Source organism: Candidatus Sulfotelmatobacter sp. (assembly GCA_035498555.1).
Classification (GTDB): domain Bacteria; phylum Eisenbacteria; class RBG-16-71-46; order RBG-16-71-46; family RBG-16-71-46; genus DATKAB01.
This window is the reverse complement of record DATKAB010000024.1, coordinates 1-26,072: the sequence shown is the minus strand read 5'-3', so window position 1 is coordinate 26,072 and position 26,072 is coordinate 1. Positions and strand designations below refer to the sequence as shown.

At 69.5% G+C, this 26,072-nt stretch carries 21 protein-coding genes; 16 read left to right on the top strand and 5 right to left on the bottom strand.

The window, feature by feature from the left end; translation table 11 throughout:
* Nucleotides 1-156 precede the first annotated feature (156 nt).
* Both VMJ70_02635 and VMJ70_02630 read left to right on the top strand, forming a co-directional pair.
* Complete coding sequence (locus tag VMJ70_02635) at nt 157-1,071, top strand: PDZ domain-containing protein (protein ID HTO90004.1); 915 nt, start codon at nt 157-159, stop codon at nt 1,069-1,071.
* 125 nt (nt 1,072-1,196) lie between these two features.
* Nucleotides 1,197-2,099 carry an EamA family transporter gene (locus VMJ70_02630; protein HTO90003.1) on the top strand — a complete coding sequence of 301 codons (903 nt, stop codon included), beginning with the start codon at nt 1,197-1,199 and terminating at the stop codon, nt 2,097-2,099.
* Nucleotides 2,100-2,115: 16 nt separating this feature from the next.
* On the opposite strand, the gene tnpA is transcribed toward VMJ70_02630, so the two are convergent.
* Complete coding sequence (gene tnpA, locus VMJ70_02625) at nt 2,116-2,577, bottom strand: IS200/IS605 family transposase (protein HTO90002.1); 462 nt, start codon at nt 2,575-2,577, stop codon at nt 2,116-2,118.
* A 108-nt stretch (nt 2,578-2,685) separates the two neighbouring features.
* Nucleotides 2,686-3,297 (bottom strand): transcriptional repressor LexA, encoded by a 612-nt coding sequence (gene lexA, locus VMJ70_02620; GenBank protein HTO90001.1) that lies wholly within the window; start codon nt 3,295-3,297, stop codon nt 2,686-2,688.
* Nucleotides 3,298-3,786: 489 nt separating this feature from the next.
* Here lexA and VMJ70_02615 point away from each other — a divergent pair, with 489 nt between their 5' ends.
* The 7 genes from VMJ70_02615 to VMJ70_02585 all read left to right on the top strand — a co-directional run bounded on the left by VMJ70_02615 (nt 3,787) and on the right by VMJ70_02585 (nt 13,947).
* The gene (locus VMJ70_02615) at nt 3,787-5,133 is read left to right on the top strand and encodes a hypothetical protein (protein ID HTO90000.1); all 1,347 of its coding nucleotides are present in this window, start codon (nt 3,787-3,789) and stop codon (nt 5,131-5,133) included.
* A gap of 143 nt (nt 5,134-5,276) precedes the next feature.
* Nucleotides 5,277-6,191 (top strand): 4-hydroxybenzoate octaprenyltransferase, encoded by a 915-nt coding sequence (locus VMJ70_02610; protein ID HTO89999.1) that lies wholly within the window; start codon nt 5,277-5,279, stop codon nt 6,189-6,191.
* Nucleotides 6,188-6,742 carry a UbiX family flavin prenyltransferase gene (locus VMJ70_02605; protein ID HTO89998.1) on the top strand — a complete coding sequence of 185 codons (555 nt, stop codon included), beginning with the start codon at nt 6,188-6,190 and terminating at the stop codon, nt 6,740-6,742. The genes VMJ70_02610 and VMJ70_02605 overlap by 4 nt, the downstream gene beginning before the upstream one ends.
* 2 nt (nt 6,743-6,744) lie before the next feature.
* Entirely contained in the window at nt 6,745-8,901 is a 2,157-nt protein-coding gene (locus tag VMJ70_02600; protein ID HTO89997.1) for a GMC oxidoreductase, read from the top strand.
* A complete protein-coding gene (locus VMJ70_02595) occupies nt 8,898-10,790 on the top strand; it encodes a UbiD family decarboxylase (GenBank protein HTO89996.1) in 1,893 nt (630 codons plus the stop codon). Before VMJ70_02600 ends, VMJ70_02595 begins: the two co-directional genes overlap by 4 nt.
* On the top strand, nt 10,787-11,350 hold the full coding sequence (locus VMJ70_02590; GenBank protein ID HTO89995.1) for a sigma-70 family RNA polymerase sigma factor: 564 nt from the start codon (nt 10,787-10,789) through the stop codon (nt 11,348-11,350). The genes VMJ70_02595 and VMJ70_02590 overlap by 4 nt, the downstream gene beginning before the upstream one ends.
* Nucleotides 11,347-13,947, top strand: a complete 2,601-nt coding sequence (locus VMJ70_02585) for a serine/threonine-protein kinase (protein HTO89994.1) — start codon at nt 11,347-11,349, stop codon at nt 13,945-13,947. The genes VMJ70_02590 and VMJ70_02585 overlap by 4 nt, the downstream gene beginning before the upstream one ends.
* Nucleotides 13,948-13,957: 10 nt before the next feature.
* On the opposite strand, the gene VMJ70_02580 is transcribed toward VMJ70_02585, so the two are convergent.
* A complete protein-coding gene (locus tag VMJ70_02580; GenBank protein HTO89993.1) occupies nt 13,958-14,938 on the bottom strand; it encodes a hypothetical protein in 981 nt (326 codons plus the stop codon).
* 210 nt (nt 14,939-15,148) lie between these two features.
* Between VMJ70_02580 and VMJ70_02575 the strand changes: the two genes are divergently transcribed.
* Nucleotides 15,149-15,604 (top strand): hypothetical protein, encoded by a 456-nt coding sequence (locus VMJ70_02575; protein ID HTO89992.1) that lies wholly within the window; start codon nt 15,149-15,151, stop codon nt 15,602-15,604.
* Nucleotides 15,605-15,730: 126 nt separating this feature from the next.
* Here VMJ70_02575 and VMJ70_02570 read toward each other — a convergent pair whose 3' ends face one another.
* Nucleotides 15,731-17,455, bottom strand: coding sequence for an amidohydrolase (locus VMJ70_02570; GenBank protein ID HTO89991.1), 1,725 nt, complete (start codon nt 17,453-17,455; stop codon nt 15,731-15,733).
* 44 nt (nt 17,456-17,499) lie between these two features.
* A complete protein-coding gene (locus VMJ70_02565; GenBank protein HTO89990.1) occupies nt 17,500-18,504 on the bottom strand; it encodes an MBL fold metallo-hydrolase in 1,005 nt (334 codons plus the stop codon).
* A 15-nt stretch (nt 18,505-18,519) separates the two neighbouring features.
* Between VMJ70_02565 and VMJ70_02560 the strand changes: the two genes are divergently transcribed.
* The 6 genes from VMJ70_02560 to VMJ70_02535 all read left to right on the top strand — a co-directional run.
* On the top strand, nt 18,520-19,386 hold the full coding sequence (locus VMJ70_02560) for a BtpA/SgcQ family protein (protein ID HTO89989.1): 867 nt from the start codon (nt 18,520-18,522) through the stop codon (nt 19,384-19,386).
* The gene (locus VMJ70_02555) at nt 19,383-20,300 is read left to right on the top strand and encodes a carbohydrate kinase family protein (protein ID HTO89988.1); all 918 of its coding nucleotides are present in this window, start codon (nt 19,383-19,385) and stop codon (nt 20,298-20,300) included. Before VMJ70_02560 ends, VMJ70_02555 begins: the two co-directional genes overlap by 4 nt.
* On the top strand, nt 20,297-21,208 hold the full coding sequence (locus VMJ70_02550) for a pseudouridine-5'-phosphate glycosidase (protein ID HTO89987.1): 912 nt from the start codon (nt 20,297-20,299) through the stop codon (nt 21,206-21,208). The genes VMJ70_02555 and VMJ70_02550 overlap by 4 nt, the downstream gene beginning before the upstream one ends.
* A 158-nt stretch (nt 21,209-21,366) precedes the next feature.
* A complete protein-coding gene (locus tag VMJ70_02545) occupies nt 21,367-22,461 on the top strand; it encodes a histidine kinase (protein HTO89986.1) in 1,095 nt (364 codons plus the stop codon).
* Nucleotides 22,458-23,306, top strand: coding sequence for a LytTR family DNA-binding domain-containing protein (locus tag VMJ70_02540; protein HTO89985.1), 849 nt, complete (start codon nt 22,458-22,460; stop codon nt 23,304-23,306). The genes VMJ70_02545 and VMJ70_02540 overlap by 4 nt, the downstream gene beginning before the upstream one ends.
* A gap of 136 nt (nt 23,307-23,442) precedes the next feature.
* Nucleotides 23,443-26,072, top strand: a 2,630-nt coding sequence (locus tag VMJ70_02535; protein HTO89984.1) for a DUF5916 domain-containing protein, incomplete at its 3' end; no start/stop codon positions are given.

The following is a 26,072-nucleotide window of genomic DNA, read 5'->3' as shown; positions in this document are numbered from 1 at the left end:
TTGGAAGCCGGTCCGCTCATGGTAGAGCCGGTAGCTCCAATACTATGCATAGACACAAAAGTGATTGCCGAGGCGATCGATCGTCCGGCGCTCGGATTGCTCGGCCAATCTCCGCTAGACGACTTCGCGCTCACGATTGATTATGAGAAGAGCACGATGACGACAATTCACATGCAGCGTGACGCAGTTGTGGCGGTTCTGCCTCGCGGCGGCTCGGGAATGGAAATGGCGGCCCGGATGAGCGTCACGGCGTTGGCTCAAACGCGGTCGCGCGAGGCGCTCGGGGGCCTAATCAGTGACGGCGCGGTCGCGGCGCCCTTCGAGCTGGCCGGCGACGGCAAGATTCTCGTACGGGCGCGGCTCGCACAGCCCGCTCGCACGCCGAGTCCGAGCGCGCCGGTGCCCAGTGAGCCGGTTGCGAGCCCCGAACTCTCGCTCATCCTCGACACCGGCGCGACCAAGAGCGTGATCTTCGCCAGCTCGCTCGCGGACCAGGCAGCCACCATGAAGGCCTGGAAGCGTCTCAAGGGGCTTTCGGCGCCGACGCTCTACGGCGCAGAGGAAGCGTTGATGACCCGAGTTCCCCGCCTCGAGGTGATCGGCAGCGGCGGCATCGCCCCGGCCGACAGCGTGGATGTCGTAGTCCTGGAAGGAGAGCTCCGGCCCGCGCTCGAGCAGGCGACGCACCACCGCGTCGACGGCCTGCTCGGCTATTCATTCCTTCGACGCTTCCGGGTGACGATCGACTATCCACATAGGATCGTATGGTTCGATCCCGTGAATGTGCCGCAGGACCAGCGGCCCTACGAATACAGCCACGTCGGGATCCAGATCGAACGCCGCGATGGATCGCTCCGCGTGGTCGCGGTGGCAGAGGGCTCACCGGCCGCCAGCGCCGGGATTCGCGCCGGCGACATCCTGGTCTCGATCGATGCCACCCAGGCCGCGACCCTCGACGTGGTCGGTGCCTCGCGAAAGCTCGAGGGGCCGCCGGGCAGCACGGTGACGCTGGTGCTGTCGCGCGCCGGCCGGGAGCAGCGCTACTCGCTCAAACGCCAGCGCCTGCTGTGACCGGTGGAGCGGAGCAGCCAGGCCCCGCGATCGAGAGCGGTCGGGCAGCCGCGCCTGCCGTGACCGGCGGAGCAGAGCAGCCAGGCCCCGCAATGGAGAGCGGTCGGGCAGCCGCGCCGAACGAAGTGCGCTCCAAGTCCAGCGGGCGCTGGATGCTGGCGGGCGCGACGTTCTTCTGGGGAACGAGCGCCACCCTGGCCCGCATGATGTTCCGCGACCTCAAGGTGCCCGCGCTCACCGTGGTTGAGCTGCGACTGCTGATCGCGTGCGCGATTCTCGGGCCGTGGCTCGCGATCGCGAGCCCGCGCAGCCTGCGCGTGAAGCGCGAGGACTGGGGCTATTTCCTGATTCTCGGGCTGATCGGTGTCGCCACGGTCCAGGGCAGCTACTACTACTCGATCTCGGTGCTCGGCGTCGGGCTCTCGATCCTGCTCCAGTACGTGGCGCCGAGTCTGATCGTGCTCTACGAGGTGGCGAGCGGGCGGCACGTGCACGCCACGACTCTGCTCGCGGTCGGTGGTGCCCTGATCGGCACTGCGCTGCTGGTCGGCCAGGCGCTCTCATCCGGGATTCACGCGCAACCCTGGCAGTGGGCAATCGGATTCAGCTCGGCGGTGTGGTTCGCGTTCTACATCGTCTATTCGAAACGCGGGCTCGAACGCTATGCGCCGGAAACCGTGCTCTTCTACACGTTTCTGATCGCGGGACTCACCTGGGCGTTCGTGACGCCGCCGATCCGTATTCTGCAGGCCGGTTACGGCGCGCGCACCTGGGCGCTGTTCCTCGCGATGGGGATCTTCTCGACGCTCGTGCCCTTCCGGCTCTTCTACGCCGGATTGAGCCGCATGCGTCCCACGGAGGCGGGGATCGTCGCCACGCTCGAGCCGGTGATCGCGTCAGCCTCGGCGGCGCTAGTGCTCAACGAGGGACTGCGCCCACTTCAATGGCTGGGCGCAGCCCTCGTGCTCACGGCCGCGGTGCTGGCTCCTCGCGAGATGCGGGCCGAGTTCGAACAGCGTTCCGTCTGACGACGACCCTCGCGACTCAGCTCGCCTTCGCGAGCTCCTCTCCGGGATGCCCGTGGAGAGTGTGCAGTCGCGAGCGCACCGCCTCGAGCCGTGCGGGACTCACCGTCTCGACCGCGTAGCGCTCGTCCCAGACCAGATTGCCCCGCAGCCAGACCCGCAGCTCGGGATACTGGGTCAGTAGCTCGAGTCCCGCGCGACCCTTCAGCTCGCGCACCGCGCTCGCCACGCTCTGCGAGGGGCGCAATCCGAACAGCACGTGCACGTGATCGGATCCCGCCACGACGTCGAGCAGCGCGAGATCGCGCTCGCCCGCACTCTGCCGGATGCACTGCTGCAGCGCCTGCACGTGTCGTTCGCGCAGCACCGGCCGGCGACCGCGAGTGCTCCAGGTCACCAGATAGTGGAGCTGACTGCGGTACACCGGCTCCCATCTTCCCCTCAACGCCTGTTCGATCTCGGGAGCCAGCTCGCGTTCCATGACTTTCGCCTCCTGCGGGGATCGTTGTACGGATGTGCAGCTGATGGTTCTCAAAAACGGGAGCACATCGCTCCCGGTCGTTGAGTGCCACGACGTTTTCGATGTTTGCTACTTGCCGACGGTGCGGATCACTCCTCGGACGATGCCCAGAATCCGAAACTCGCTCTCGGCGTCGACCACGATGGGTTCGTACTTCGGGTTGGCGGCGACCAGCTCGATGTGGCCGCGCTTCGGCTGGAAGTACTTCACGGTGGCTTCGTCGCCCACCAGGCCGACCACGATGTCGCCGGCATTCGCGCGATCCTGCTGGAGCACGACCACGTAGTCGCCTTCGAGGATGCCGGCGTCGATCATGCTGTCGCCGCGCACGCGAAGGGCGAACAGGCCGCGCGAATCCCCGAACAGCTCGGCGGTGTCGAGCGAGCCATCGAAGCTCTGCTCCGCGAGGATCGGCTGGCCGGCCGCGACGCGGCCGAGAATCGGAATGCCGGCGCGCGCGCGATTGGCGAAGGCCCCGCTCACACCCTCGATGCCGCGTGAGATCTTGCCGCTGCGCTTCAGGTGGCCCGCGCTCTCGAGAAGATTGAGGTAGTAGCGAACGCCGTTGGTGGAAGAGATCCCGAACGCCTTGCCGATCTCGCGAATCGTGGGCGGGTAGCCGCGCTCTTCCTTGAATCTCTGGATGAACGCGAGAATCTCTCGGGCTCGATCGTTGAGCATGGTCGGTGCTTCCTTCCTGGATGGTTCCTGTGAGAGGAACCTGGCACGCGTGTACAGTAGTGCACATACGTGCATCTCGTCAACTGGATTTTTCGCCGCCGGTGAACCGGCCGTCACCGCGTAGACGGGACGAGCTACGAGGGCGACAACTCGGGGGCACGAAACGCCCCGGGCCGCAGTCGGGCGCATCCGCCCAACTCCAAGTCGGAAAGCGAAATCAGGGGCTCGGCCGCGCCGGCGAGTGGGCGTGGCCCTTGCCTTGCCGTGTCGGCATCTCGAGGCCGAAAGGCTTCGACCACGACAGGCAAGGAGCGGCAGGACTCGGCTGCGGAGGTTGATCGCAAACGGGGGCCGGTCGGCTGAAGCGGACGACCTCCGCTCACTTGTCGGTCGGGGATTCGACTCTCCAGCGGCTCAGGAAACGGGCCGATCACAGATAGGGCCCATTGCCGTTTGCTCGCTCCGTCTGCACGGCGACAAGGAGAGTCGTTGTCTCGGCACCACCCCGTCCATAAGTTCTGGGAACGCTTGCTCCCCCCGTACCGGGAACGAGACTGGGACAAGTGTCTGCGCGAGCTGCGCCCGGTGCTCGACGCCGACGAGGATGCGATCGTTCCCCGCATGCTTTGCGCCGCGATCCATCAGGCCGCGGGGCAGCCGGCGCTCGCGCTGCTCCAGTACGAGACGCTGCTCCCGCTCGCGGTCGGACAGGGAGATTTTCTTCGCGCGCTGGCGGTGCAGAAGCACCTCGACGAGCTGCATCCGGCCGCCGCCTCCCACGCCAAGCGCTACGAGGTGCTGCAGCGCTGGTTCCAGGCGCTCGGCCAGGGGGCGCTCCCGCAGAATCGCGATGGCCCCGAGCCGACGCCCGCGCATCTGCTGATGCTCGATTCCGCGAGCTTTACACGCGTGGCGGCAGGCTGCGAGATCGAAGGGCTCGACCCTGCGCCGCGAAGGATCGAGAACCCTGGCGGCTCGCTGCGCTTCGTACTCTACGGTCGCACTCGCTGGAGCCTTCAGACCGCTGAGAACGTCACTTTGATCGAAGGCATCGCCGAGCAGGGCGACGCGATCCTCGTGGATCCGGACCTGGGGCGGCGCGGTTCACTGATCACGACGGCCGAGCTCCCTGGCGAACATCTGGTGTTGGGGGGTGAGTTGCTCGGACTGTTTCCGTGGGCGGACGAGGTGGCATCCGAGACTGCTCCAGCCAGGGGAGCGCGGCCGAATGAGAAGGCGAGCCCGGTGGCATCCGCACCTGCCGCGCCCGCCGCTTCACCACCGCCGCCGATCATGCCCTTGCCGGCGCCCGCGCCCGCAAAGGCCTGGCCCTCGGAGCCCGCTCCGAAGGCGGCCGCACCGCCGCCCGCGAGCGCCGATCGTCCGCGGCCCGACCCGCGCTTCGAGCCGATGATCGCGTCCTCGGCGCCGGTCGAGCGCCGCCGCGAGACGCGCCTGTCGATTCAGCTCAAGAGCGGCGTGGTTCGACTCGGACTCGCCGACACGCGCGTCGCGCCGCTCTCGGGCAGGCTCGTCCAGTTCACCGCCGGCTTCGTGGAACTGGCGTTCGCGCGTTCCGAGCTGCGGCACCTGCGCTCCCGGCTCGAGGGCAGCTTCCTCAACGTCCAACTCAACATCAATCCGCGCGAAGAACTTCTGCTGTGCGTTGGCCGCGTGCGCTACACCACCGCGCTGGCCGGCGAGAGCGGCTCCGACGAGCTGCGCATCGAGGTCGAGTTCATGCCGCTGCCGCCGCGCGATCAGGCGCGCATCGAGGCTGCGGTGCAGGCGCGGCTCGAGCGCCAGCGCAAGGATCCCGAGAGCCGCGCGGCGTAGCGATCCAGACCGCCGGCGGCCCGCTCGCGGTCGCGGACCGCGCGACCCGCCGCCCTCGACACGACGCGCCCTGCCGACATACGCTCCGGAGCCCGCCTGGGGTCTTCGGCCCCGAAAACCCAGCCCAGGGCGGCACGAAACGCATGTCGACCGCCTCCGCTCCGCTCTCGTCCGCCGCGCGATTGCGCACCTACGCCTCGTTCGTGCGCTTCGAGCACACGCTGTTCTCGCTGCCGCTGATCCTGGCCGGAATCTTCAGCGCCCCGGGGCCGGCGCTGGCCGCCTCGCGCTGGCTGCTGATCGCGGTGGCCGCGGTCGCGGCGCGCACCACGGCGATGGCGCTCAATCGGCTGATCGATCGGCGACTCGACGCGCTGAATCCGAGGACGCGCGTTCGCGAGCTGCCGGCCGGGCGCATGAAGCTGGTGGAAGCGGTGGCGCTGCTGGTGGTGAGCACGGCCGCGTACCTGTCGGCGTGTGCCGCACTCGGACCGTGGTACTTGAAGATTTCGGTGATTCCGCTCGCCGTGTTCACCATCTATCCCTACCTCAAGCGCTGGACGCCGCTCTGCCACCTGGGCGTCGGCGCGGGCCTGGCGCTCGCGCCGCTCGCCGGCTTCGCCGCCGCGCACCCGTCACTCGACCACTGGCAGCCGGCGGTGTGGCTGTCGGTCTTCGCGCTGTGCTGGGTGAGCGGCTTCGACATCATTTACGCCACGCTCGACGAGGAGTTCGATCGCGGCCACGGCGTTCATTCGATGGTGGCGTGGCTCGGGCGCGAGCCCGCGCTGCGCGTGTCGTGGGCGCTTCATGTGGCGGCGGCGGGCGCGTTGTTCGTGGCGACGCTCCAGGTCCTCGGCGCTGCGGCGTTCGTTCGCTCGCCCTGGAACGCGATCAGCGCGGCGCTCTTCGTCGCGGTGCTGGTGCTCTTCTACCTCGAACAGCGCTGGGCCGAGGACGTGAATCTCGCCTTCTTCAAGACCAACGTGTGGGTGGGCTTCGTGGTGCTGGCGCTGATCCTCGCCGCGCGGCTCGCGGCCGGCGGCTTCTTCGCGTGAGCCGCTACCTGATCGCGATGACCGGCGCCTCGGGCGCGATTCACGGCGTGGACTTCGTGAAGCGCTGCCCCGGGGAGAAGTATCTGGTGATGTCCGACTGGGCGCGCCAGGTGCTGTTCAGCGAGACCGGCCTGAAACCCGCCGATCTCGAGGGCCACGTGAAGCGCACCTTCGCCGACTCCGACCTGGCGGCGCCGTTCTCGTCGGGGAGCAATCGCTACGACGCCATGATCGTGATCCCGTGCAGCGTTTCGACGCTCGCGAAGATCGCGGCCGGCATCGCCGACACGCTCGTCACGCGCGCGGCCTCGGTGGCGCTCAAGGAGCGGATGCGGCTGATCCTGTGCGTGCGCGAGACGCCGCTCTCGTCCATTGCGCTCGAGAACGCCCTCAAGCTCTCGCGCGAAGGCGTGATCGTCATGCCGTGCTCGCCCCCCTGGTATCGGAATCCCCAATCGCTGGACGGGCTGGTCGGCGCGTTCACCGACAAGGTCCTGTCGCTGCTCGGTGAAGACGCGGGCGGCGCCTGGCGCGAGCAGGAGCTGGAGTAGGCGTGACCGGGCCGCTCGCCGCCTGGAGCGGGGTCGCGCTGGCCCTCTCGCTGGCCGCGCTGCCGGCGCCGCCGCCCGGGGCGGCTTCGTCGCCCGCCGGGGGGGATTCGCTGCAGAGCCTCTTCGGCGCGGTGTTCGACACCTGGTTCCCCGCGGACTCGCTGCCGGTCGACTCCGCGGTGCGCCAGTGGGCGCCGGTGCTTCGCGACGCGACCTGGATGCGGGTCCGGCGATCCTCCGATCTGCTCGGCGATCTCGCGCTGGTGCGCGAGCGCACCTCGCGCGCGGCTCGAGACCCGCGGAGCGCCGCGCCCGCGTTCGAACGCCGCTCGCTCGGCGATCGCGAGAGCGCGCTGGTCGCGCTGCTGCGCGACGATCGCAATGAGGTGCGTCGCGCCGGCATGCGGCTGCGCAACACGTGTCTCACCGGCGTCTACGCCTCGCAGGTCGGGCGCGCGATCGCCGGGCTCGACAGCGTGTCCGCCGATCGCCCGGGAGCCGGCGAATCCGGCGCGCCGCCGGGCGCGAGCGCTCCCGAGCCGCCGCACTTTCCGCCGAGCTGGCTCACGCACGATGCGCGCATGCACGCGCTGGTCGCGCGCGAGGGCCGCATCGACGACGTGATCGTGGGCAGCGGTCCCTCCGGCTCGGTGCTGGCGCACGAACTGCAGCGCGCCGGGCATCAGGTCGTGCTGCTCGAGCAAGGCTCGTTCGTGATTCCCGGCGCGATGGACACGCGCGCGCTGCCCGCGCTGCTCGAGTCCCAGGGCCGGCGCCCGTCGGAGAGTGGCAGCGTGTTGTTCAACAACGCCGAGGCGGTGGGCGGCGGCACCACCGTCAACATCGATCTGGTCTATTCGCCCGATCACGAAAGCGTTCGGCATCAGATCGAATCGTGGCGCGCGGCCGGACGGATCGCGCCGCACCAGTTCGAGTCGGATTCGCTGATCGCCGCCGACAACTGGGTGAAGATGCGCCTGCTGACGCGGGCTCCCTCGGCCGCCGAGATCAACCGCAACAATCGCGTGCTGTGGGAAGGCGCGACGCGCGAAGGGCTCCACCCCGCGCTCTACGAGCTCAACACCTATCCGCCGGGCGCCTGGCCCACGCCCGGATCGGACAAGCGCTCGTCGGTGAGCGGGCTGCTGCTCGAAGCGATCGAGTCGCGCACCGCGCCGCTGGCGCTGGTGCCCGACGCGCACGTCACGCGCGTGCTCACCGAGCACGCCGGCGCCGAACGCGTGGCCCGCGGCGTCGAATTCGTGGCTCGGGCGCCGTGGAACTCACCCGCGGTGATCGCGGATCCGCTCCATCTCGGCCTCACCGCCGGCGAGACCCTGCGCGTCGCCGCCGATCGCGTGATCCTGTGCGCCGGCACCCTGGGCTCGGCGGCCATCCTGCTGCGCTCGAATCTCGACGATCCCGACATCGGCCGCGGGATCGTGGCGCACCCGTCGGTGCCGGTGATCGGCCGTTTTGCCGAAACGGTGGATGCCGAGCGCGGCACGCCGGCCACGGTCCACGTCGACGATTTCGCGGTGACGCGCGGATTCATGTTCGAAGCCATGTCGGCGCCGCCCGCCTACGCGGCGCTCATGACCGCCGGCTCGGGCCGCCTGATCTTCGACGTGGTCTCGCACTACCGGAATCTCGCGGGCTTCGGTGCCATGCTGATCGACACATCCTCGCCCGACAATCGCATCACGCTCGATCCGCGCGGCGAGCCGGTGATCCATTACGATCTGACGGCGCGCGACCGCGCGCGCCTCGGCTTCGCGGTCGAGGAAGCGGCGCGCGTCATGTTCCGCGCCGGCGCGCTCGAGGTGTTCATTCCTTCGTACGAGCCGGCGGGCGGATTGAGCAACGAACAGGGCGACGGCTGCGTGCTCACCGATTCCAGTCAGGTGCGGGGCCTCGGCGAGCGGCTGCGCTTCGTGCCCAACTGCACGGTGGTCACCTCGTCGCATCTGCAATCGAGCGACAAGATGGGCTCGAAGCGCGAGGGCAGCGTGGTGGACACGCACCACCGCGTGTGGGGCGTTCGCGGCCTGTACGTCGCCGACACCAGCGTGTTCCCTTCGTCGATCGGCGCCAATCCCATGCAGTGCGCCTACGTGTTCGCCAAGTTGTTCGCCGACGAGCTGCTGAGAACGCCATGAGCGGCTATCGCACGCTGTCGGACTTCCTTGCCGAGCTGTCGCGCCGCCACGACCTGAAGCGCGTGACGCGCGAGGTGGACTGGAACGGCGAGGTGACCGAGATCGCGGCGCGCGAGGCGCGCGCCGAAGGTCCGGCGCTGCTGTTCGAGAAGGTGCGCGGCTCGAAGCTCCCGCTCGCGGTCAACGTGCTGGCCGCTTCGCGCCGCATCGAGTGGGCGCTCGGCCGCTCGCCCAGGAGCATTGGCGCCGAGCTCGAGGCGCTGCTCCACGCGCTGCCGCCGCGCGAGATGGGTGATCTGTGGAAGCTGCGCGGGTCGGCCGCGCGGATTCTGGCCGCGCGGCCCGAACGCCTCGACGGCTGGCGCGCGTGGGTGAGCGAACCGCCGCCCTCGCAGGTGCGCTCGCTCGGCCCCGATCTCGACGCGCTGCCGGTCCTTCAGCTCTGGCCGCGCGACGGCGGCCGCTTCGTCACCTTCCCGCTGGTGTTCACCCGGCATCCCGAAAGCGACGCGCGCAACCTCGGCATCTACCGCATGCAGGTGTTCGATCACAAGACCACCGGCATGCACTGGCAGATCGGGAAGGGCGGCGGACTCCATTACGCCGCCGCCGAGCGCCTGGGGCGCGGTCTCGACGTGGCGGTGGCGGTCGGCGCCGATCCGGCGACGCTGCTCGCCGCGGTGGCGCCGCTGCCCGAGGGGATCGACGAGCTGGCGTTCGCGGGCTTCCTGCGCGGGCGGCCCACGCGCCTCGCGCGCGCCATCACCGTGGATGCCTGGGTTCCGGCGGACGCCGAGTTCGTCATCGAGGGCCAGGTGCCGTTCGGCGAGCGGCGGCTCGAAGGCCCGTTCGGCGACCACTTCGGCCACTACTCGCACGCCGCGCCGTTCCCGGTGTTCCACGTGCGCGAGATCACGAGTCGCAAGTCGCCGGTGTTCCAGGCCAGCGTGGTGGGGCGGCCGCCGCAGGAAGACAAATGGATGGGCGAAGCGGTTCAGGAGATGTTCACCGGTGTGCTCCGCGTGGTTCACCCCGAGATCGTCGATCTATGGGCCTACTTCGAGGCCGGCTTCCACAATCTGCTGGTGGTGTCGGTCGAGAACCGCTTCGCGCGCGAGGCGAAGAAGACCGCGCTCGGCCTGCTCGGCACCGGCCAGCTCTCGCTCACCAAGTGCGTCGTGCTGGTGGACGGCGGCGTGAATCCGAGCGATCGCCGCGCGGTGTTCGAAGCGCTGGCGCACAATTTCGACGCGAGTGAGGATTTCCTGCTGCTTCCCGGAGTGCCGCTCGACACGCTCGACTTCACCAGCTACACCATGAATCTTGGCAGCAAGATGGTGCTGGATGCGCAATCGCACTCGCGCCGCGTGGGCTCGGCCGGCGTCGCGCCCGGCGACGAGCCTTCGCGAGGCGCGCCACGCGCACCCGTCGGCGAGCTCGCCGACCCGCGCCGCTTCGACGATCGCGTCGCCGCGTGGCGGCTCGCCTGGGGCGGCGTGCTGGTGGTGCAGGTGCGCGGGCAAGTGGGCGGGGATCAGGCGGGATGGGAGGTGACGAGCGCCGTCGCACCCGGCACGACCGCGGGCCGCGAAGTGGTCGAGCGTCTGGTGCGCCGCGCCGAGTACTCACAGCTTCCCCTGATCGTGGCGGTGAGCGCCGACTTCGCGCTCGATGACGACGCCGAATTGCTGTGGGGCTGGTTCACGCGCTTCGATTGCGCGCGCGATCTGGTGGCGGCCGGCATGGAGACGCGTGGCGCCTGGAGCGCTCCGCGCGGCCCGCTCGGGATCGACGCCACCTGGAAGCCGGGTTACCCCGAACCGCTGCCGTCCCTCGCCGGCGTCGCGCCGGCAACGCACCCCGCGCTCGTCAGCGAACCCCGCTCATGAACGCCCCCGACATCACCGACACTTTCTTCCGCTGGCGGAACGGCGACCCCGCCGCGCTCCAGGCGCTGGTGCCGCTGCTGTACAACGAGGTGCACGCGCTGGCCGAGTCGTATCTGCGTCGCGAGCGCCCCGGCCACACGCTGCAGGCCACCGCGCTCGCCCACGAAGCGTTCATCCGGCTGATGAGCCAGCGCCAGGTCACCTGGCAGAATCGCGCGCACTTCATGGGACTGGTGGCGCAGGCCATGCGTCGCGTGCTGGCCGACTACGCGCGCCGGCATCGCGCGCAGAAGCGCGGCGGCGGGCAGGCGCCGGTGGCGCTCGACAGCGGCGACATCGCCGACTCGCGTGACCTCGCGGCCGACGACCTCGACACCGCGCTCGAGGATCTCGCGCAGCTGGAGCCGCGCCAGGCGCGCGTGGTCGAGATGCGCTTCTACGGTGGGCTGTCGATCGAAGAGACCGCCGAGGTGCTCGGCACCTCGCCCGCGACCGTCAAGCGCGACTGGGCGGTGGCGCGCGCCTGGCTGCATCGCGAGCTGCGCGGAGGCGAGGCGTGAGCGATCGCTGGACGCGCGTGACCGACATCTTCTCGCGCGCGCTCGCCGAAGCGCCCGAAGCGCGCGACGCGTTTCTCTCTCGCGAATGCGCCGGCGATCCGGCGCTCGAAGCCGAAGTGCGCTCGCTGCTCCAGCACCACCAGCAGACCGGCGACTTCCTCGAGCCCTCGCGGGCGCGGCTCGAGGCGTTCGCCGCGGCACAGGCTGCGCCGCCCGCCGCCACCGTCGCGGGCGAGGTGCTGGGCGCATGGCGGCTGGTGCGGCCGATCGGCGAGGGCGGCATGGGGCTGGTGTGGCTGGTCGAGCGCACCGGCGGGCAATTCGCTCAACGCGGTGCGCTCAAGCTGATTCGGATCGGACTCGCGTCCGAAGAAATGATCCGGCGCTTCCGGCGCGAGCGGCAGATCCTCGCGTCGCTCGATCATCCGCACATCGCGCGGCTCCTCGACGGCGGCAGCTCGCCCGACGGTCTGCCGTATCTGGTGATGGAATACGTCGAGGGCGAGCCGCTGTATACCTATTGCTCGTCGCGCACGCTCTCGATCGCGCAACGGTTGCGCCTGTTCCTCACGCTCTGCTCGGCGGTCCAGTACGCGCACCAGAAGCTGGTGGTGCATCGCGATCTCAAGCCCGGCAACGTGATGGTGACCGCCGACGGCGTTCCCAAGCTGCTCGATTTCGGCGTGGCCAAGATTTTCGACGAAGAACTCGAGGCTTCGGGCGAGCTGCGCACTGTCGAGCTGCCGTTCACGCCGCTCTACGCCAGCCCCGAGCAGCTGCGCGGCGAGCCGGCCACCACCTCGTCGGATCTCTATTCGATGGGCGTGCTGCTCTTCGAATTGCTCACCGGCATGCATCCCTATCCAACGCGCGGTGGCGGCGCCGCGGAGGTGATCCGCACCGTGCTCGGGACCGATCCGCCACGCCCCAGCGCCGCGGTCACCGCGACTCGCGCAGCGAGCGCCTCGCCGCTGCCCCCGCCGCCGCTCGCCGACGGCGACGCGTTGCGCCGCAGGCTGGCCGGCGACCTCGACAACATCGTGCTCAAGGCGATCAGCAAGGATCCGGCGCGGCGCTACGCGTCGATCGAGCGGCTCGCCGACGACGTGAAGCGCTACCTCGACGGCCGGCCGGTCGAGGCGCGGCCGGATTCCTGGTCGTACCGCGCCGGAAAGTTCGTCGGGCGCAATCGCCTCGCGGTGGTGGCCGGAACGCTCGCCATTCTGGCGCTGGTCGCCGGGCTTGCGATTTCGCTGCGCGAAGCGGCGGTGGCGCGCCACGCGCGCGCGCTGGCCGAGCACCGGCTGCGCGACGTCCAGTCACTCGCCAACACCCTGATGTTCGACGTCTACGACGGCATCGAGAACATGCCCGGCGCGACCGCGGTGCGACTCAAGGTGATCGAGAAGACCGCCGGCTATCTCGACGCGCTCGCGGCCGAGGCCGGGCCCGACAGCTCGGTGCGCTTCAGCCTGGCCGACGCCTACGAACGGCTTGGCATCGTGCGCGCGGCCACCGGTGGCGGCGTGGCGAGCAACAATCTCGCCGCCCGGCGCGGCTTCGAGCGCAGCCGCGACCTGCGTGAAGGATTGCTCGCTCAGTATCCCGACAACGAACGCGCGCTGACCGGGCTGGTGCAGGTGTACACGCGGCTCGGCGCAATCGATGAAGTGCTGAGCCAGTTCCCCGAAGCGCTGGCACTGATGCGTCGCGCGGCCGAGTGCGGCGAGCGGCTGGTGAAGCTCCATCCCGACAACCACGCTTATGTCGCCGGGCTCCCGAGACGCTACAACAATCTCGGCAACGCGCTGCTCTACAACCACAAACCCGCCGAAGCGATGGTCGAGCTGCGCCGCGCGATCGATCTCTACGCGGCGCTGGCCGCGGCCGACACTTCCGACTGGCAGCAGCGCCGCTTGATGGCGATGTCGCTCACCGTGTACGGCGACTGCCTGACGAGCCAGCCGGGCGAGGCGGTGGGCGCCGATTCGATCGAGCGTCGCGCGCTGGCGCTCTACTCCGAGCTCTATCGCCGGCGGCCGGAGGACCTCGATCTCGCCGAACGCACCGCCGACGGACACGAACGGCTATCCGAGATCTCGATCATGCGCATGCACCAGCTGGATTCGGCGCTGGTGCACGTCGAGATCGCGCAGCGGATGATCGAGGAGGTGCAGGCGCGCGACCCGAGCAACCGCGACTTCGACGTGGACGTGGCCGAAGGGCTCGCCATGCAGGGCTTCATTCTCGCTGCGGGCGGGCGGCGCGAGGCCGAAGCGATTCTGGCGAAAGCCCGCTCGCGACTGGAGAGTCTGGTGCGTGAGGACTCGACGGATTCGCGGCTCATCAGCTCGCTGCCCGAGCTCTATCTCGGCCTCGGCACCACCGCCCAGAATCGCGCGCGCGGCGCCGGCGCCGGCGCGAGCGCCGGGTACTGGCGAGAGGCCCGCAGCGCCTACCAGCAGGCCCGCGAATCCAACCAGCGCTTGGAAACGATCGAAGGCGGGCCGATCCCGCTCTCGAGCGACGTCTACGCCTGGATCACAAACGGTCTCGCCGCCTGCGATTCCGCCCTGGGCGGCTCGCGCCGCCACTGAGCCGCGCGGCTCAGGGCAGGCGGCGCGCGCTCACCCGCACCACCGGGCCCACGTTCCGCTCGATCAGCGCGATTAGCTCGCGTTCGCCCGCTCCGGAGCGCGCGTTCAGCGCGTCGAGCGAGTCACGCAGCGTGCCGAGTGCCCCGGCATCCGGGCGCGCGAATGCTCCGAAGAACGTCTCGTCGCCAACGCCGTCGGGAAACGTCCACACCTCGGCGAGCGACGAGTCGGGCAGCACCAACGGCCCGGCCGGCAACGCGCGCGGGCTCGCCTCGGCCGCGGGGTAGAGCAGCTCGGCCGCGCCGTTCCGCGCCACGGTGACGATCACGGGAACGCCCGCCTCGGGAAGCACCATGCGCAGCACGAACGGCTCGCTCGCGCGAAACGAAGAGAGCCGCGCGCCGGAAGGGCTCGTGGTGGACGCGATCTCGAATCCGCCGAGGCGCGGGGCCGGCGGGGGCGGCCGCCGCATCAGAAACACGGTGATCGCGATCAGCGCCGCGGCGGCCGCTGCGGGCAGGCGCAGCTTGCCGAGATCGAACGGCGCGGCCGGCGCCGCGCGCCGCGCAGGCGCGGGCCGGCTCGCGCGCACGCCGGCGATCAGTCGCGCGCGGCTCGCCCATTCGGCGGCTTCGTCGGCCGGCGAGATCGACGGCGCCGATTCGGGCAGCGTTCCGCTCGGAGGATCCTGGCCGCCGGAATCGTTCCGGTACATTTCCAGCAACCGCGCGCGCACGCGGCGGCCGACCCAGGTGTCGAGCTCGCCGGCGGCCGGCGCGCCGGCGCGGCCGGTTGCCAGATCGTCCAGCACCTGGAGGAGCGCGACGTGCGTCCATTCCTCGCGGCGGTCGGGCTGCCGGGTAAGGTGGGCGGCCAGCGCGAACGTTGGCCGATGGGCGCGCTCCAGAACGGCTTCGGCCGCAACCGGTTCGCCCGCGGCGAGCCCGGCGATCAGCCAGGCGTCGTCGCGTTCGCGGGCACCGGGATCCATCGGCCGGGAATCTTCTTCCATTGCGCGACCATAAGCGACGGACGGGCTCACGGCCAGATCTGCGACACGTCAAGGCGTCGTCAGATCGTGGCGCAATACGGTCGCGCAAGCTCTGGTATTGCCCGCCGCGAGTGCTAGAGTACGGCTCGCGAGTACCCCACCGCCCGAAATGAATCGCGCGGTTAGGTGTTGCCCCCATGGAGGTGTCGCATGAAGTTCGTTCGCTTCGGCCTGGCGCTCGGGCTGCTGGCGTTGCTGGCTTCCCCGCTGTTCGCCCAGACGCCCGCGGCCACCGACGCAGCCAAACCTATGGCGAAGTCGGGCGCGATGATGACCAAGTCGCCCGAGGACATGGCGAAGGAAGCGCTCGCCAAGTGGAAGGACACGCTCAAGATCACCGATGAGCAGGCGCCGAAGTTCGAGGCCGTGATGACGGACTCGTACAAGAAGATGGCCGACGCGCGGACCGCGGCGGCCGGCGACAAGGAAAAGATGAAGGCGTCGATGACGCAAATCATGAAGGACCGCGACACCGCTCTGGCCGGGGTCCTCACGCCCGATCAGATGAAGACCTATCAGGCCAAGATGAAGGAGATGTCGAGCAAGGCCAAGGAGCACTGGAAGAAGGGAGGCGCCGAGAAGGGCGCCGCGGCCACTGGCAAGTAACGCTCGAACCGCGCTCCAGTCGAACAACACGAACCCGCGTCGGGCGTTCGCCCGGCGCGGGTTTGGTGTTTGGGGACGCTGCGCGGAACGCGCGTCGGCTAGTGTGGCGGCGGAGCCGGAAGCTCCTCAGCGCCCCGCAGCCTCGTACTCCACACGTCCATCCACCACCGTCATCTCGCAGCGCGCCTTCAGAATCTCGGCGGGCGCGACGCTCGTCAGATCGCGATCGAACACAGTGACGTCGGCACGCATCCCTTTTTCGAGCCGGCCGACTTCATGTTCAGCCCAGGCAGCGTAAGCGGCGTCGCTGGTGAAGCCGCGCAGCGCCTCGAGAATGGTGAGCTTCTCGCCGGGGCGAAAGCCTGCGGGCGGCGTGCCATCAGGTTTCTGCGTGGTGATCGCGGCGTAGATCCCGAGCCGCGGATCGGGTGACTCGACCGGAAAGTCTGACCCGAGTGCTAACCGCGCTCCGGAATTGAGCAGCTGCCGCCAGGCGTAAGCGCCCTTCACGCGCTCCGCGCCCAGCCGGTCGGGCGCCCACGGCATGTCGCTGGTGCAATGGGTGGGCTGCATCGAAGCGATGATGCCGTCGCGCGCGAAGCGCGGCAGATCCTGGGGCGATAGCACCTGCGCATGCTCGATGCGGAAGCGCTTGCCCTGAAGGCCCGCCGCGCCACCGGCCGCGCGCTCGTAGGCGTCGAGCGCCACGCGATTGCCGCGATCGCCGATCGCGTGCGTGCACAGCGGATAGCCGTGCGCGAGGCACGCTCGCGCGTAGATCTCGAGCGAATCGGGCGGCGTCACCAGCAGCCCGCGATTGCCCGGGTCGTCTGAGTAGTCGGCCAGCAGCGCCGCACCGCGCGAGCCGAGCGCACCGTCGGCGTAGGCCTTCACCGCGAACACGCGGAACAGGCCCTCGCCGGCGGTGATCTTCTTCGCCGGCAGCATGCCGGGCCGCATCGCGGTCGCCGCCGACAGCATGGCGAACACGCGCGTCGGTAGCTCGCCCGAGTTCGCCAGTTCGCGGAAGGCCTCGACCGTGACCGAGTCGATGCCGGGTTCATGCACCGCAGTGAGCCCGAACTGGGCGCAGTTCTCGCCCGCCCGCAGCAGGGCCGCGCGCAGTTGCTCGCGCGAGGGCGTCGGCACCGCGCGCTCCACCAGCCGCGTGGCGTTGTCCACCAGCACGCCGGTCGGCCGGCCATCGGCATCTCGTTCGATGCGCCCGCCATCCGGATCGGGCGTGCCGCGCGTGACGCCGGCGAGCGCCAGCGCCCTCGAGTTCGCCCACGCCGCGTGGCCGTCCACGCGCCGCAGCCAGACCGGGTTGTCGGGAGCCGCGCGATCGAGCAGCTCGGCGGTGGGGAATTTCTTCACCGCCCACAGGTTCTGATCCCAGCCACGGCCCTGGATCCACTCGCCCTTGGCGCGCGTCTTCGCCGCCTCGGCCACGATCTGCGCCACCTGCTCGGGCGAAGTCGCTCCGCGCAGCTGCAACCGATCGAGCGAAAACCCAAGGCTCGCGAAATGCCCGTGCGCGTCACACAGGCCCGGCATGGCGAAGCGGCCGGCGAGATCGACGCGGCGCGGTTTCAGCTGAAGCCGAGCGATCTCGGCTTCGACGTCGGCGCGTTTGCCCGCGGCGGCGATGCGTCCGTCGTGAACCAGCAGCGCCTCGATCCAGCGGGCGGACTGCTTGCCGCCCGCGTCGTCCACGCCCGCGAGGATGCGGCCGTTGAAGAGGTAGAGATCGGCGCGGGGCGCGGCGGTGGCCACGCACGCGACCAGCGTCGAGATCCCGAACAGGAGCGCGATGACGACGCGCGTCGAAACGGCTCGAGTGGCGACCATCGGTCGGACGGTACCACGGGCCGTTGCAGGACGCGGCCGAAGCGCTACTGCTCCTTGAAGCCGTTGAGCCCGTAGTAGGTCTGGATCGCCAGCCTGCGCGCTCGCCGCTCGCCGCCCAGGCGGTCGGCATATTCGATCAACGGTTTCGAGTCGCCGTAATCCTTGAGCGACTGCCCGCGCGCGATCGCCGCACGCGCGCTGGTGCCCGCGTCCACCAGCATCTGGCGATAGCTCACGACGAACGCGCGGTTCACCACGTCGCCGTGGCCCGGGACGATCACGGTCTGGTCATCGCTCATCGCCAGAATCCGGTCCACGGCCGCGATCATGCCGTCGAGGGTACCGCCCGCCCACCAGTCGATGAACGGCGGTGCCCCCACCTCGACGATGTCGCCGGTATGGATCAGATTGCGCCGCGGAAACCAGAGCATCGCGTCGCCGTCGGTGTGTGCGTTCGGCGGATGCATCAGCACGATCTCCTCGCCGTCCACGTGGAGGTGTAGCGAATCCTGAAATGTCACCGTGGGCAGCCCCGCCTCGGGAAGAGGACGCCGGTGCCAGCCGAGCGCCTCGACCAGGGTGTCCTTGGAGGCCTGCACAGTCACGTTGGCCTGCGCGATCACCACCGCGCCGCGATCGTGGAACCGCTGGTTTCCCGCGGTATGATCCTGGTGATAGTGCGTGTTGATCACGTACCGGACGGGATGGCGCGACAGCTTGGCGAGTGCCGCGTCGAGCGATTTCGCGGTGGTTGAATCCTGCGTGTCCACGATCAGCAGTCCGTCGGTGCCGTCGAGCACCAGGACGCCGCCCGCCTCGACTCCCGCGAGCCGCCACATGCGGTCGCCGAGGCGGGTGGTGGTGAGCTGTGGGGCCGGGGGCACGGAATCCCGGGCCGCGGTCTTCGCCGTCGGCCCCGAGGGAACAGTGGCTGCGCCGGCCGCCGGACGCATCGGGAACAGCAGCGCGATCAGCACGCAGGCGGCGAGCGGGGAGAAGAACGTGCGCATCGCCAGCAGTTTGTCTCCGAAGCTCACCGTGTGGGGCACGAAGCCGACGTGCGCGTGAGTCTGGCTGACGACCGCCGGCTGCTAGAATGCGGCATGCCCGCCGACCGCACCGCCATCATGAAGCGCGCCTTCGGCGCCGATCGCGCGTTGATCGGGATGCTCCATCTGGGAGCGCTCCCCGGCACGCCGGCCGCGCGCGCGCCGCTCGGCGACGTGATCACGCGCGCGCTCGGCGAGGCCCACGCCTACGCCCAGGCCGGCTTCACCGCGCTGATGATCGAGAACATGCACGACCGGCCGTTTCTCAAGCGCGCGGTCGGGCCCGAGATCGTGGCGGCGATGACCGCGGTGAGCGTGGAAGTGCGGCGCGCGTCCGGGCTTCCGCTCGGCGTCCAGGCGCTGGCCGGTGCCAATCGCGAGTCGCTGGCGGTGGCGCTCGCCTGCGGCGCCACGTTTGTCCGCGTCGAAGGCTACGTGTTCGCCCATGTCGCCGACGAAGGCCTGATCGAGGCCGACGCCGGCGAACTGCTGCGCTATCGCCGCGTGATTGGCGCCGAGGGAGTCGCCGTGTTCGCCGACGTCAAGAAGAAGCACGCGGCGCACGCCATCACCGGCGACATGGACGTCGTCGACACGGCGCTCGCGGCGGAGTTCTCGCTGGCCGATGGCGTGATCCTCAGCGGCGACGCCACCGGGCGCGAGGCCGATCCCGAGGAAGTGACGCACGTCTCGGGCGCGGTCTCGATTCCGGTGCTGGTGGGCTCGGGGCTGACACCCGACAATCTCGCCATGTTCGCGGCCGCCGACGGCTTCATCGTCGGCTCGTCGGTGAAGCGCGGCGGCCTGTGGTCGAATGAACTCGACCCGGCCGCGGTCGCGGCGATGGCGAAGGCGTTCCGCTCGCTCGGCCCGCGCGCATGACGCCGCTCGATCTGGTGGTCGCCGGCAATCTGCTGGTCGACGACATCGTGAGGTTCGACGGCCGCACGCGCATGGGCGAGGCCGGCGGCGGCGCGCTCTACGTCTCGCTCGCGGCCTCGCTGTGGGGCGTGCGCGTGGGCCTGGTGAGCCGGCTCGGCCACGACTATCCCGCCAGCGCGATCGACGCGCTGCGCGCGCGGGGCGTGGATCTCGAAGGTGTGCACCGGCTGCCCGGCGACTCGCTGCGCTCGTGGCTGCTGTACGAGCCGCACGGACGGCAGATCGTGCATCAGCTCGGCACGGCCAACCACACCCGGGTCTCGCCCGACCTCGCCGACTTCCCAGCACGCTTTCGTGAAGCCCGAGTGATTCACGTCTGCCCGACGCCGTTCGCCGATCAGCGGGCACTGGTGACCGCGCTCGCCGGAGGCCGCGCGAGCCTCAGCCTCGATCCGCACGAGCCGGTGCGCGAAGACAATCTCTCCGCCTGGCGCGAATTGCTCGCGAGGCTGGACCTATTCTTTCTGAGCCACGAAGAGCTTCGGCTGAACCACGCCGCCGACGATCCCGCCGGCGCACTGAAACGGCTCGCCGGCGGCAAGCGGCCCGGGAAGATCCTGCTCAAGACCGGGCCCGACGGCGGCCTGGTGTTCGAAACCGGCGTGCCCGAGCTGACGCCGTGGCAATCCCGCGCCGCGCGCGTTGCCGACACCACCGGCGCCGGCGATGCGTTCGCCGGCGGCTTCCTCGCCGGCTGGCTCAGAAAGGAGCCGCTCGAGCGCGCCCTGCGCCGCGGTGTGGTCTCGGCGAGCTTCGCGATCGAGGCGTGGGGGCCGCAGGGGCTGATCGCCGCCTCGCTCGCCGACGCGGAGCGACGCATGACCGCATGGTTCGGAGTGGAGGCGCGCGCGTGATCGACACCTTCGACGTCTCGTCGTTCGTCGCCGCGGCGCTGAAAGCCCACCGCCCGGTGGTGGCGCTCGAGACCACGCTGGTGACGCACGGGCTCCCGTATCCCGAAGGCGTCGAGGCGGCGAAGAAGCTCGAGAACGAGGTGGTGTCGGCGGGCGCGGTGCCGGCGACGATCGGCGTGCTCGATGGGCGCGTGCGCATCGGGCTCACGCTCGACGAGCTGCATCGTCTGGCGCAGGAGCAAGACACCGCCAAGCTCAACCTGAGCAATTTCGCGGCGCAGGTGGCGAGCGGTCGGCCCGGCTCGACGACGGTCGCGGCCACGCTGTTCGTGGCGGCGCGCGTCGGCATCGAGGTGTTCGCGACCGGCGGGATCGGCGGCGTTCACCGCGACGTGGGCGAGAGCTTCGACGTCTCGGCCGACCTTCATGCGCTGGCGCGTCACCCGGTAGCGGTGGTGTGCGCCGGCGCCAAGGCGGTGCTCGATCTGCCAAAGACGGTCGAGGTGCTGGAATCGCTGGGCGTGCCGACGTTCGGCTACCACACCGCCGAGTTTCCGGCCTTCTATCGGCGCGAGAGCGGCATCCCGATCGACTGCCGCTTCGACGCGCTCGAAACCCTGGCCGACGCGGTGCGCTCGCACTTCTCGCTCGGCATGGGCACCGGCGTGGTGGTGGCGAACCCGATCCCCGAGGATCACGAGCTGCCGCTCGGCCTCTACGAGCCGGCGCTGGCGACGGCGCTCCGCGAAGCGGCGGAAAGGCGCGTGCGCGGTCGCGAGGTGACGCCGTTTCTCCTGGAGAAGATGCGGGAGCTCACCGAAGGCTCGAGCGTGTTCTCGAACGTCGCCCTGCTCCAGAACAACGCGCGGCTCGCGGCCGCGCTCGCCGGAGCCTTGTCAGAGCGCTGACGGTCGCAGGCGCGCGCTGACGGACACGCACGGCGCCCGGGTGTCTGTCGCGTGCCCGTAGCGCGATGGACGCGCAAAACCGCCCGCTCGTCCCCCGGCAACGCCGTCTCGTCATCTCGGCATCCGCCCCAGCGCGCCGCGCCGGCTAACCTCGATGCATGGCGGATACCCTGCGCACCCATCGGCTCCGGAACGCGTTCCTTTACTTCGGCGCGTGGACGCTGCTGGGCGCATTCTTCGCCAGCCAGACCGTTGTCTACAGCCTGATCTCGGGGCGCCCGGCCGACTGGCGCCGCGCCTTTCTCTACCAGCTCCCTGACGCCTGGAGCTGGGCACTGCTCGCCATCCCCGCCTTCTGGCTCGCGCGCCGCTACCCGTTCAGTGCGCGCGAATGGCCCTCGGCGCTCGCCGTCCACTGGCCGGCGGCGCTGCTGATGGCGGCCATCGAAGGCATGACGAGCGCGCGCGTGCTGATGTCGGCCGGCCTGATCGGCGGCGGGGCCTCCAACTGGACGCTGATGCGCATCATGATCGCCAAACTCCACACCAATCTCGCCACCTATGCGCTGGTGGTCGGCGCTGCGCACGCCTTCGACTGGTACCGGCGCATGCGCGATCGCGAGCTGGCGGCGAGCCGGCTCGAGGCCTCGCTCAGCGAGGCGCGTCTCGAGGCGCTGAAGACCCAGCTCCAGCCGCACTTCCTGTTCAACACGTTGCACGCCATCACCGCGTTGATGCACACCGACGTCGAGCGTGCTGACATGATGATGGCGCGGCTCAGCGACCTGCTGCGGCAATCCATGGAGCGCGTTGGCCGCCAGGAAGTGACGCTGCGCGAAGAGCTGGAGTTCCTGCGCGGCTATCTCGACATCCAGCAGATGCGCTTCGGCGACCGGCTGCGCGCCCACGTCCACGCCGTGCCCGAGGTGCTCGACGCCATGGTGCCGGCGCTGGTGCTGCAGCCGCTGGTCGAGAACGCGATCCGTCATGGATTCGGAGAGCGAGTGTCCGGGGGGCGCGTCGAAGTGCTCGCGCGACGCGCTCAGGAGAAGTTGCGAGTCGAAGTGCGCGACGACGGCGCCGGGTTGCCGGAGGCCGGAGTACGCGAAGGCACCGGGTTGTCCAATACACGCGCGCGGCTCCAGCAGCTCTACGGGCCCGCGCAAACGCTGGAGCTGGAACCCACGCCGGGCGGCGGCACTCGCGTGCGAATCGAACTGCCCTTGCACCTGGCGAGCGAGGTGGGGACATGAATCTGCGGGTGATGATCGTGGACGATGAGCCGCCGGCGCGCGACAAGCTGCGCATGCTGTTGAAGGATTCCGACAACGTCACCGTACTGGGCGAGTGCGGTGACGGTTTGAGCGCCCTGCGCGCGATCCGGGAACGCTCGCCCGATCTCGTGTTCCTCGACGTCCAGATGCCGGGCCTCGATGGCTTCGGCGTGCTGGAGGCGATGACCGGCGAGCGCATGCCGAGCGTGGTGTTCGTCACCGCGTTCGACCAGTACGCGCTCAAGGCCTTCGAGGTTCACGCGCTCGACTATCTCCTCAAGCCCTTCGACCGGGAGCGTTTCCAGCGCACCCTGGAACGGGCTCGGGCCGAGATTGCGCGTTCCGCACTGGCGAGCCGCGAGCTGACCGCGGTGTCGGGGCGCGCATCCGGCCCACCGGATCCGCGACTGATGGCGCTGATCGAATCGCTGCGCGCCGACGGCCGGCTGGCCGATCGCGTGGTGGTGCGCGACGGCGGGCGCGTCGCGTTCCTCAGGCCCGAGGAGATCGACTGGGTCGAGGCCGCCGGGAACTACGTTTCGATCCAGTGTGGCCGCGAGAACCATCTGCTGCGCGAGACCATGAAGGGCATGGAAGCGCGGCTCAATACCCAGCAATTTCTGCGCATCCACCGCTCGCTGATCGTCAATCTCGATCGCGTGAGGCGGCTGGCCTCGACGCCGCATGGCGAGTACGTGGTGACATTGGAAGGCGGCAAGAATTTCCAATCCGGGCGTGGCTACGCGCCGAGGCTACGCGAGCGGGTGAAGCAGATGCGTACCCCCGAGCCGGCCCCGGTGCAGGCCCAGGCGCAGAGCACTTGAGTCCGGTGGGCGCCGGGTCGGGGGACCCGGCGCCGCCGGTTGCAACCTTCTGGGGGATTGGTCCGTCGAACCGGGCGTCGTAGTCTGCCCGATTCGCTCGCGATCCCCTGATCGTCTGCTGGCCGGAGAGCCCCGCATGCGCCGCCCCCCTGCCCTGATCCTCCCGGGCGTGGCCCTATTCCTGGCTACGCTCGCGATCGGGATTGCGGGCGCCCAGCCGGTTCCGCCCGTTGGCGGCCCGCTCAGACCCGCGGGGCTTCCGGAGCTGCCCCCGCCGCCGCCGGTCCAGGCAGTGCGCGTCACCACGCCGATCGACATCGACGGCGCGCTCACCGAGGCGGTGTGGAAGGAGGCGCCCGCCTGCACCACCTTCCATCAGGTGGACCCGCTCGAGTGGGCGCCGCCCAGCCAGCGCACCGAGGTCCGCGTTGCCTACGACGACGACGCGCTCTATGTCGGCGCCCGCATGTTCGACACCGCGCCCGATTCGATCATCGTTCGATTGGCGCGGCGGGACGTCGGCGTCCAGTCCGACCAGTTCACGGTGTTCCTCGATTCCCAGCGCGACGGACGCAGCGGCTATTACTTCTCGGTCAACGTCGCGGGCACGCTCTACGACGGGACGCTCTCCAACGACGGCGCGCAGGATGGCTCGTGGGACGGCGTATGGCAGGGTCGCGCGCGGCGCGACGAGCAGGGCTGGACGGTCGAGATGCGCATTCCGCTGTCGCAGCTGCGCTACGTCGGTGGCGCCCAGCCGGTGTGGGGCATCAACTTCTTCCGCATGCTCCAGCGGCGCAATGAGACCAACTACGTGGTGCACCAGCCCAAGAACGGCTCGGGCTTCGTCTCGCGTTTCCCCGAGCTGCAGGGGCTTCGCGACCTGCGCGCGACGCACGCCATCGAGCTGCTGCCCTACGTCACCAGCAAAGCCGAGTATCTGGTGCACTCGCCCGACGACCCGTTCAACGACGGCTCACGCTACAGCGGGAACGCCGGCGGCGACCTGCGCACCAGCGTCGGCAGCCGGTTGACGCTCAACGCCACCGTCAATCCCGATTTCGGCCAGGTCGAGGTGGATCCGGCGGTGGTGAACCTGAGCGACATCGAGACCTATTTCCAGGAGAAGCGCCCGTTCTTCGTGGAGAACAACGCCGTTTTCCATTTCGGCAACGAAGGCGCCAACAGCTACTGGAACTTCAACTGGAACGATCCGCAGTTCTTCTACAGCCGCCGCATCGGTCGCGCGCCCGAGGGCTCGGTGCCGGACTCCGAGTTCACGCACACGCCCACCGCGACCACGATCCTCGGCGCGGCGAAGCTGACGGGAAAGCTCGGCCCCGACTGGAATTTCGGCACGCTGCACGCCCTCACCGGGCGCGAGTACGCCGATCTCTCCGGCAGTGGCATCAAGTCCAGCACCGAGATCGAGCCGCTCACCTATTACGGCATCGCGCGCGGGCTGCGGCAATTCAGCGGGCGGCGCTATGGATTCGGCATGATGGGCTCGCTGGTGGCGCGCGATTTCGACGAGCCGACGCTGCGTGACCAGTTGAATGCCCAGTCGGTGGTGGGAGCGATCGACGGCTGGGCGTTCCTCGATCCGCGCAAGATCTGGGTGCTGTCGGGCTGGAGCGCGATGACGTGGGCGCACGGCACTCAGGCCCGGATCCTCTCGCTCCAGCAGAATTCCCAGCACTACCTGCAGCGGCCCGACGCCGGCTACCTGCATCCCGACTCCGCCGCGACCTCGATGACCGGCTTCGGCACGCGGCTGTGGCTCAACAAGCAGGAGGGCCACACCTTCATGAACGCGGGATTCGGGTTCCTGAATCCCCGCTTCGACGTGAACGACATGGGCTTCATGCGCTTTGCCGACGAGATCAACGCGCACGTCGCCGGCGGCTACAAGTGGACTCAGCCGACGCGGCTCACCAAGTACCAGGATTTCTCGACCGCGTTGTTCGGCAGCACCGACTTCGGCGGGCAGGTGACGTGGGCCGGCTACTTCCTGAACGGCAACACCACCTTCATCAACAACTACACCGCCAACTACGAATTCGCCTACAACCCGCAGACGGTGAACGATCGCGCGACGCGCGGCGGCCCGCGCATCCTCAACCTGCCGGGCTACGAGTTCAGCCTCTACGCCGACACCGACGGCAAGCGCCCCGTCTATCTCTCGGTCAACGCCTACACGTATTTCCAGCCCGAAGCGAATTCCTGGCAGTGGAACGTGTTTCCCTCGATCGAGCTGAAACCGGTCTCCAATCTGCTCTTCAGCATGGGCCCCGGCTACGAACGCTCGTTCGACACCTCGGCGTGGGTCGACAACTACGTGGATGCGACGGCGACCGGCACCTACGGCAGCCGCTACGTGTTCGCCGATCTCGACCAGACCACGGTGTCCGGAAACTTTCGGGTGAACTGGGCGTTCACGCCCTCGGTGAGCTTCCAGCTCTACGCGCAGCCACTCGTTTCCACCGGGAACTACCAGAACTACAAGGAGCTCGCCCGCCCGCGCAGCTACGACTTCCTGACCTATGGAGAGAACGGCTCGAGCTTCGATCCGTCCACCACCACCGCCGACCCCGACGGCGCCGGGCCGGCGCCGCCAATCGCGATCGGCGATCGCGATTTCACGGTGCGCTCGCTGCGGGGCAATGCCGTGTTCCGCTGGGAGTACATGCCGGGCTCGACGTTCTACCTGGTCTGGACGCAGACGCGCGACGACCAGGTGACCGAGGGCGAGTTCAACTTCCGCCA

Excerpts from the sequence above, each read along its gene's own strand:
- VMJ70_02580 (HTO89993.1), bottom strand. The coding sequence starts at position 14,938 with ATGGATCCCGGTGCCCGCGAACGCGACGACGCCTGGCTGATCGCCGGG.
- VMJ70_02635 (HTO90004.1), top strand. The coding sequence starts at position 157 with ATGACGACAATTCACATGCAGCGTGACGCAGTTGTGGCGGTTCTGCCT.
- VMJ70_02570 (HTO89991.1), bottom strand. The coding sequence starts at position 17,455 with ATGGTCGCCACTCGAGCCGTTTCGACGCGCGTCGTCATCGCGCTCCTG.
- VMJ70_02545 (HTO89986.1), top strand. The coding sequence starts at position 21,367 with ATGGCGGATACCCTGCGCACCCATCGGCTCCGGAACGCGTTCCTTTAC.
- VMJ70_02610 (HTO89999.1), top strand. The coding sequence starts at position 5,277 with ATGTCGACCGCCTCCGCTCCGCTCTCGTCCGCCGCGCGATTGCGCACC.
- lexA (HTO90001.1), bottom strand. The coding sequence starts at position 3,297 with ATGCTCAACGATCGAGCCCGAGAGATTCTCGCGTTCATCCAGAGATTC.
- VMJ70_02590 (HTO89995.1), top strand. The coding sequence starts at position 10,787 with ATGAACGCCCCCGACATCACCGACACTTTCTTCCGCTGGCGGAACGGC.
- VMJ70_02595 (HTO89996.1), top strand. The coding sequence starts at position 8,898 with ATGAGCGGCTATCGCACGCTGTCGGACTTCCTTGCCGAGCTGTCGCGC.
- VMJ70_02540 (HTO89985.1), top strand. The coding sequence starts at position 22,458 with ATGAATCTGCGGGTGATGATCGTGGACGATGAGCCGCCGGCGCGCGAC.
- tnpA (HTO90002.1), bottom strand. The coding sequence starts at position 2,577 with ATGGAACGCGAGCTGGCTCCCGAGATCGAACAGGCGTTGAGGGGAAGA.
- VMJ70_02555 (HTO89988.1), top strand. The coding sequence starts at position 19,383 with ATGACGCCGCTCGATCTGGTGGTCGCCGGCAATCTGCTGGTCGACGAC.
- VMJ70_02575 (HTO89992.1), top strand. The coding sequence starts at position 15,149 with ATGAAGTTCGTTCGCTTCGGCCTGGCGCTCGGGCTGCTGGCGTTGCTG.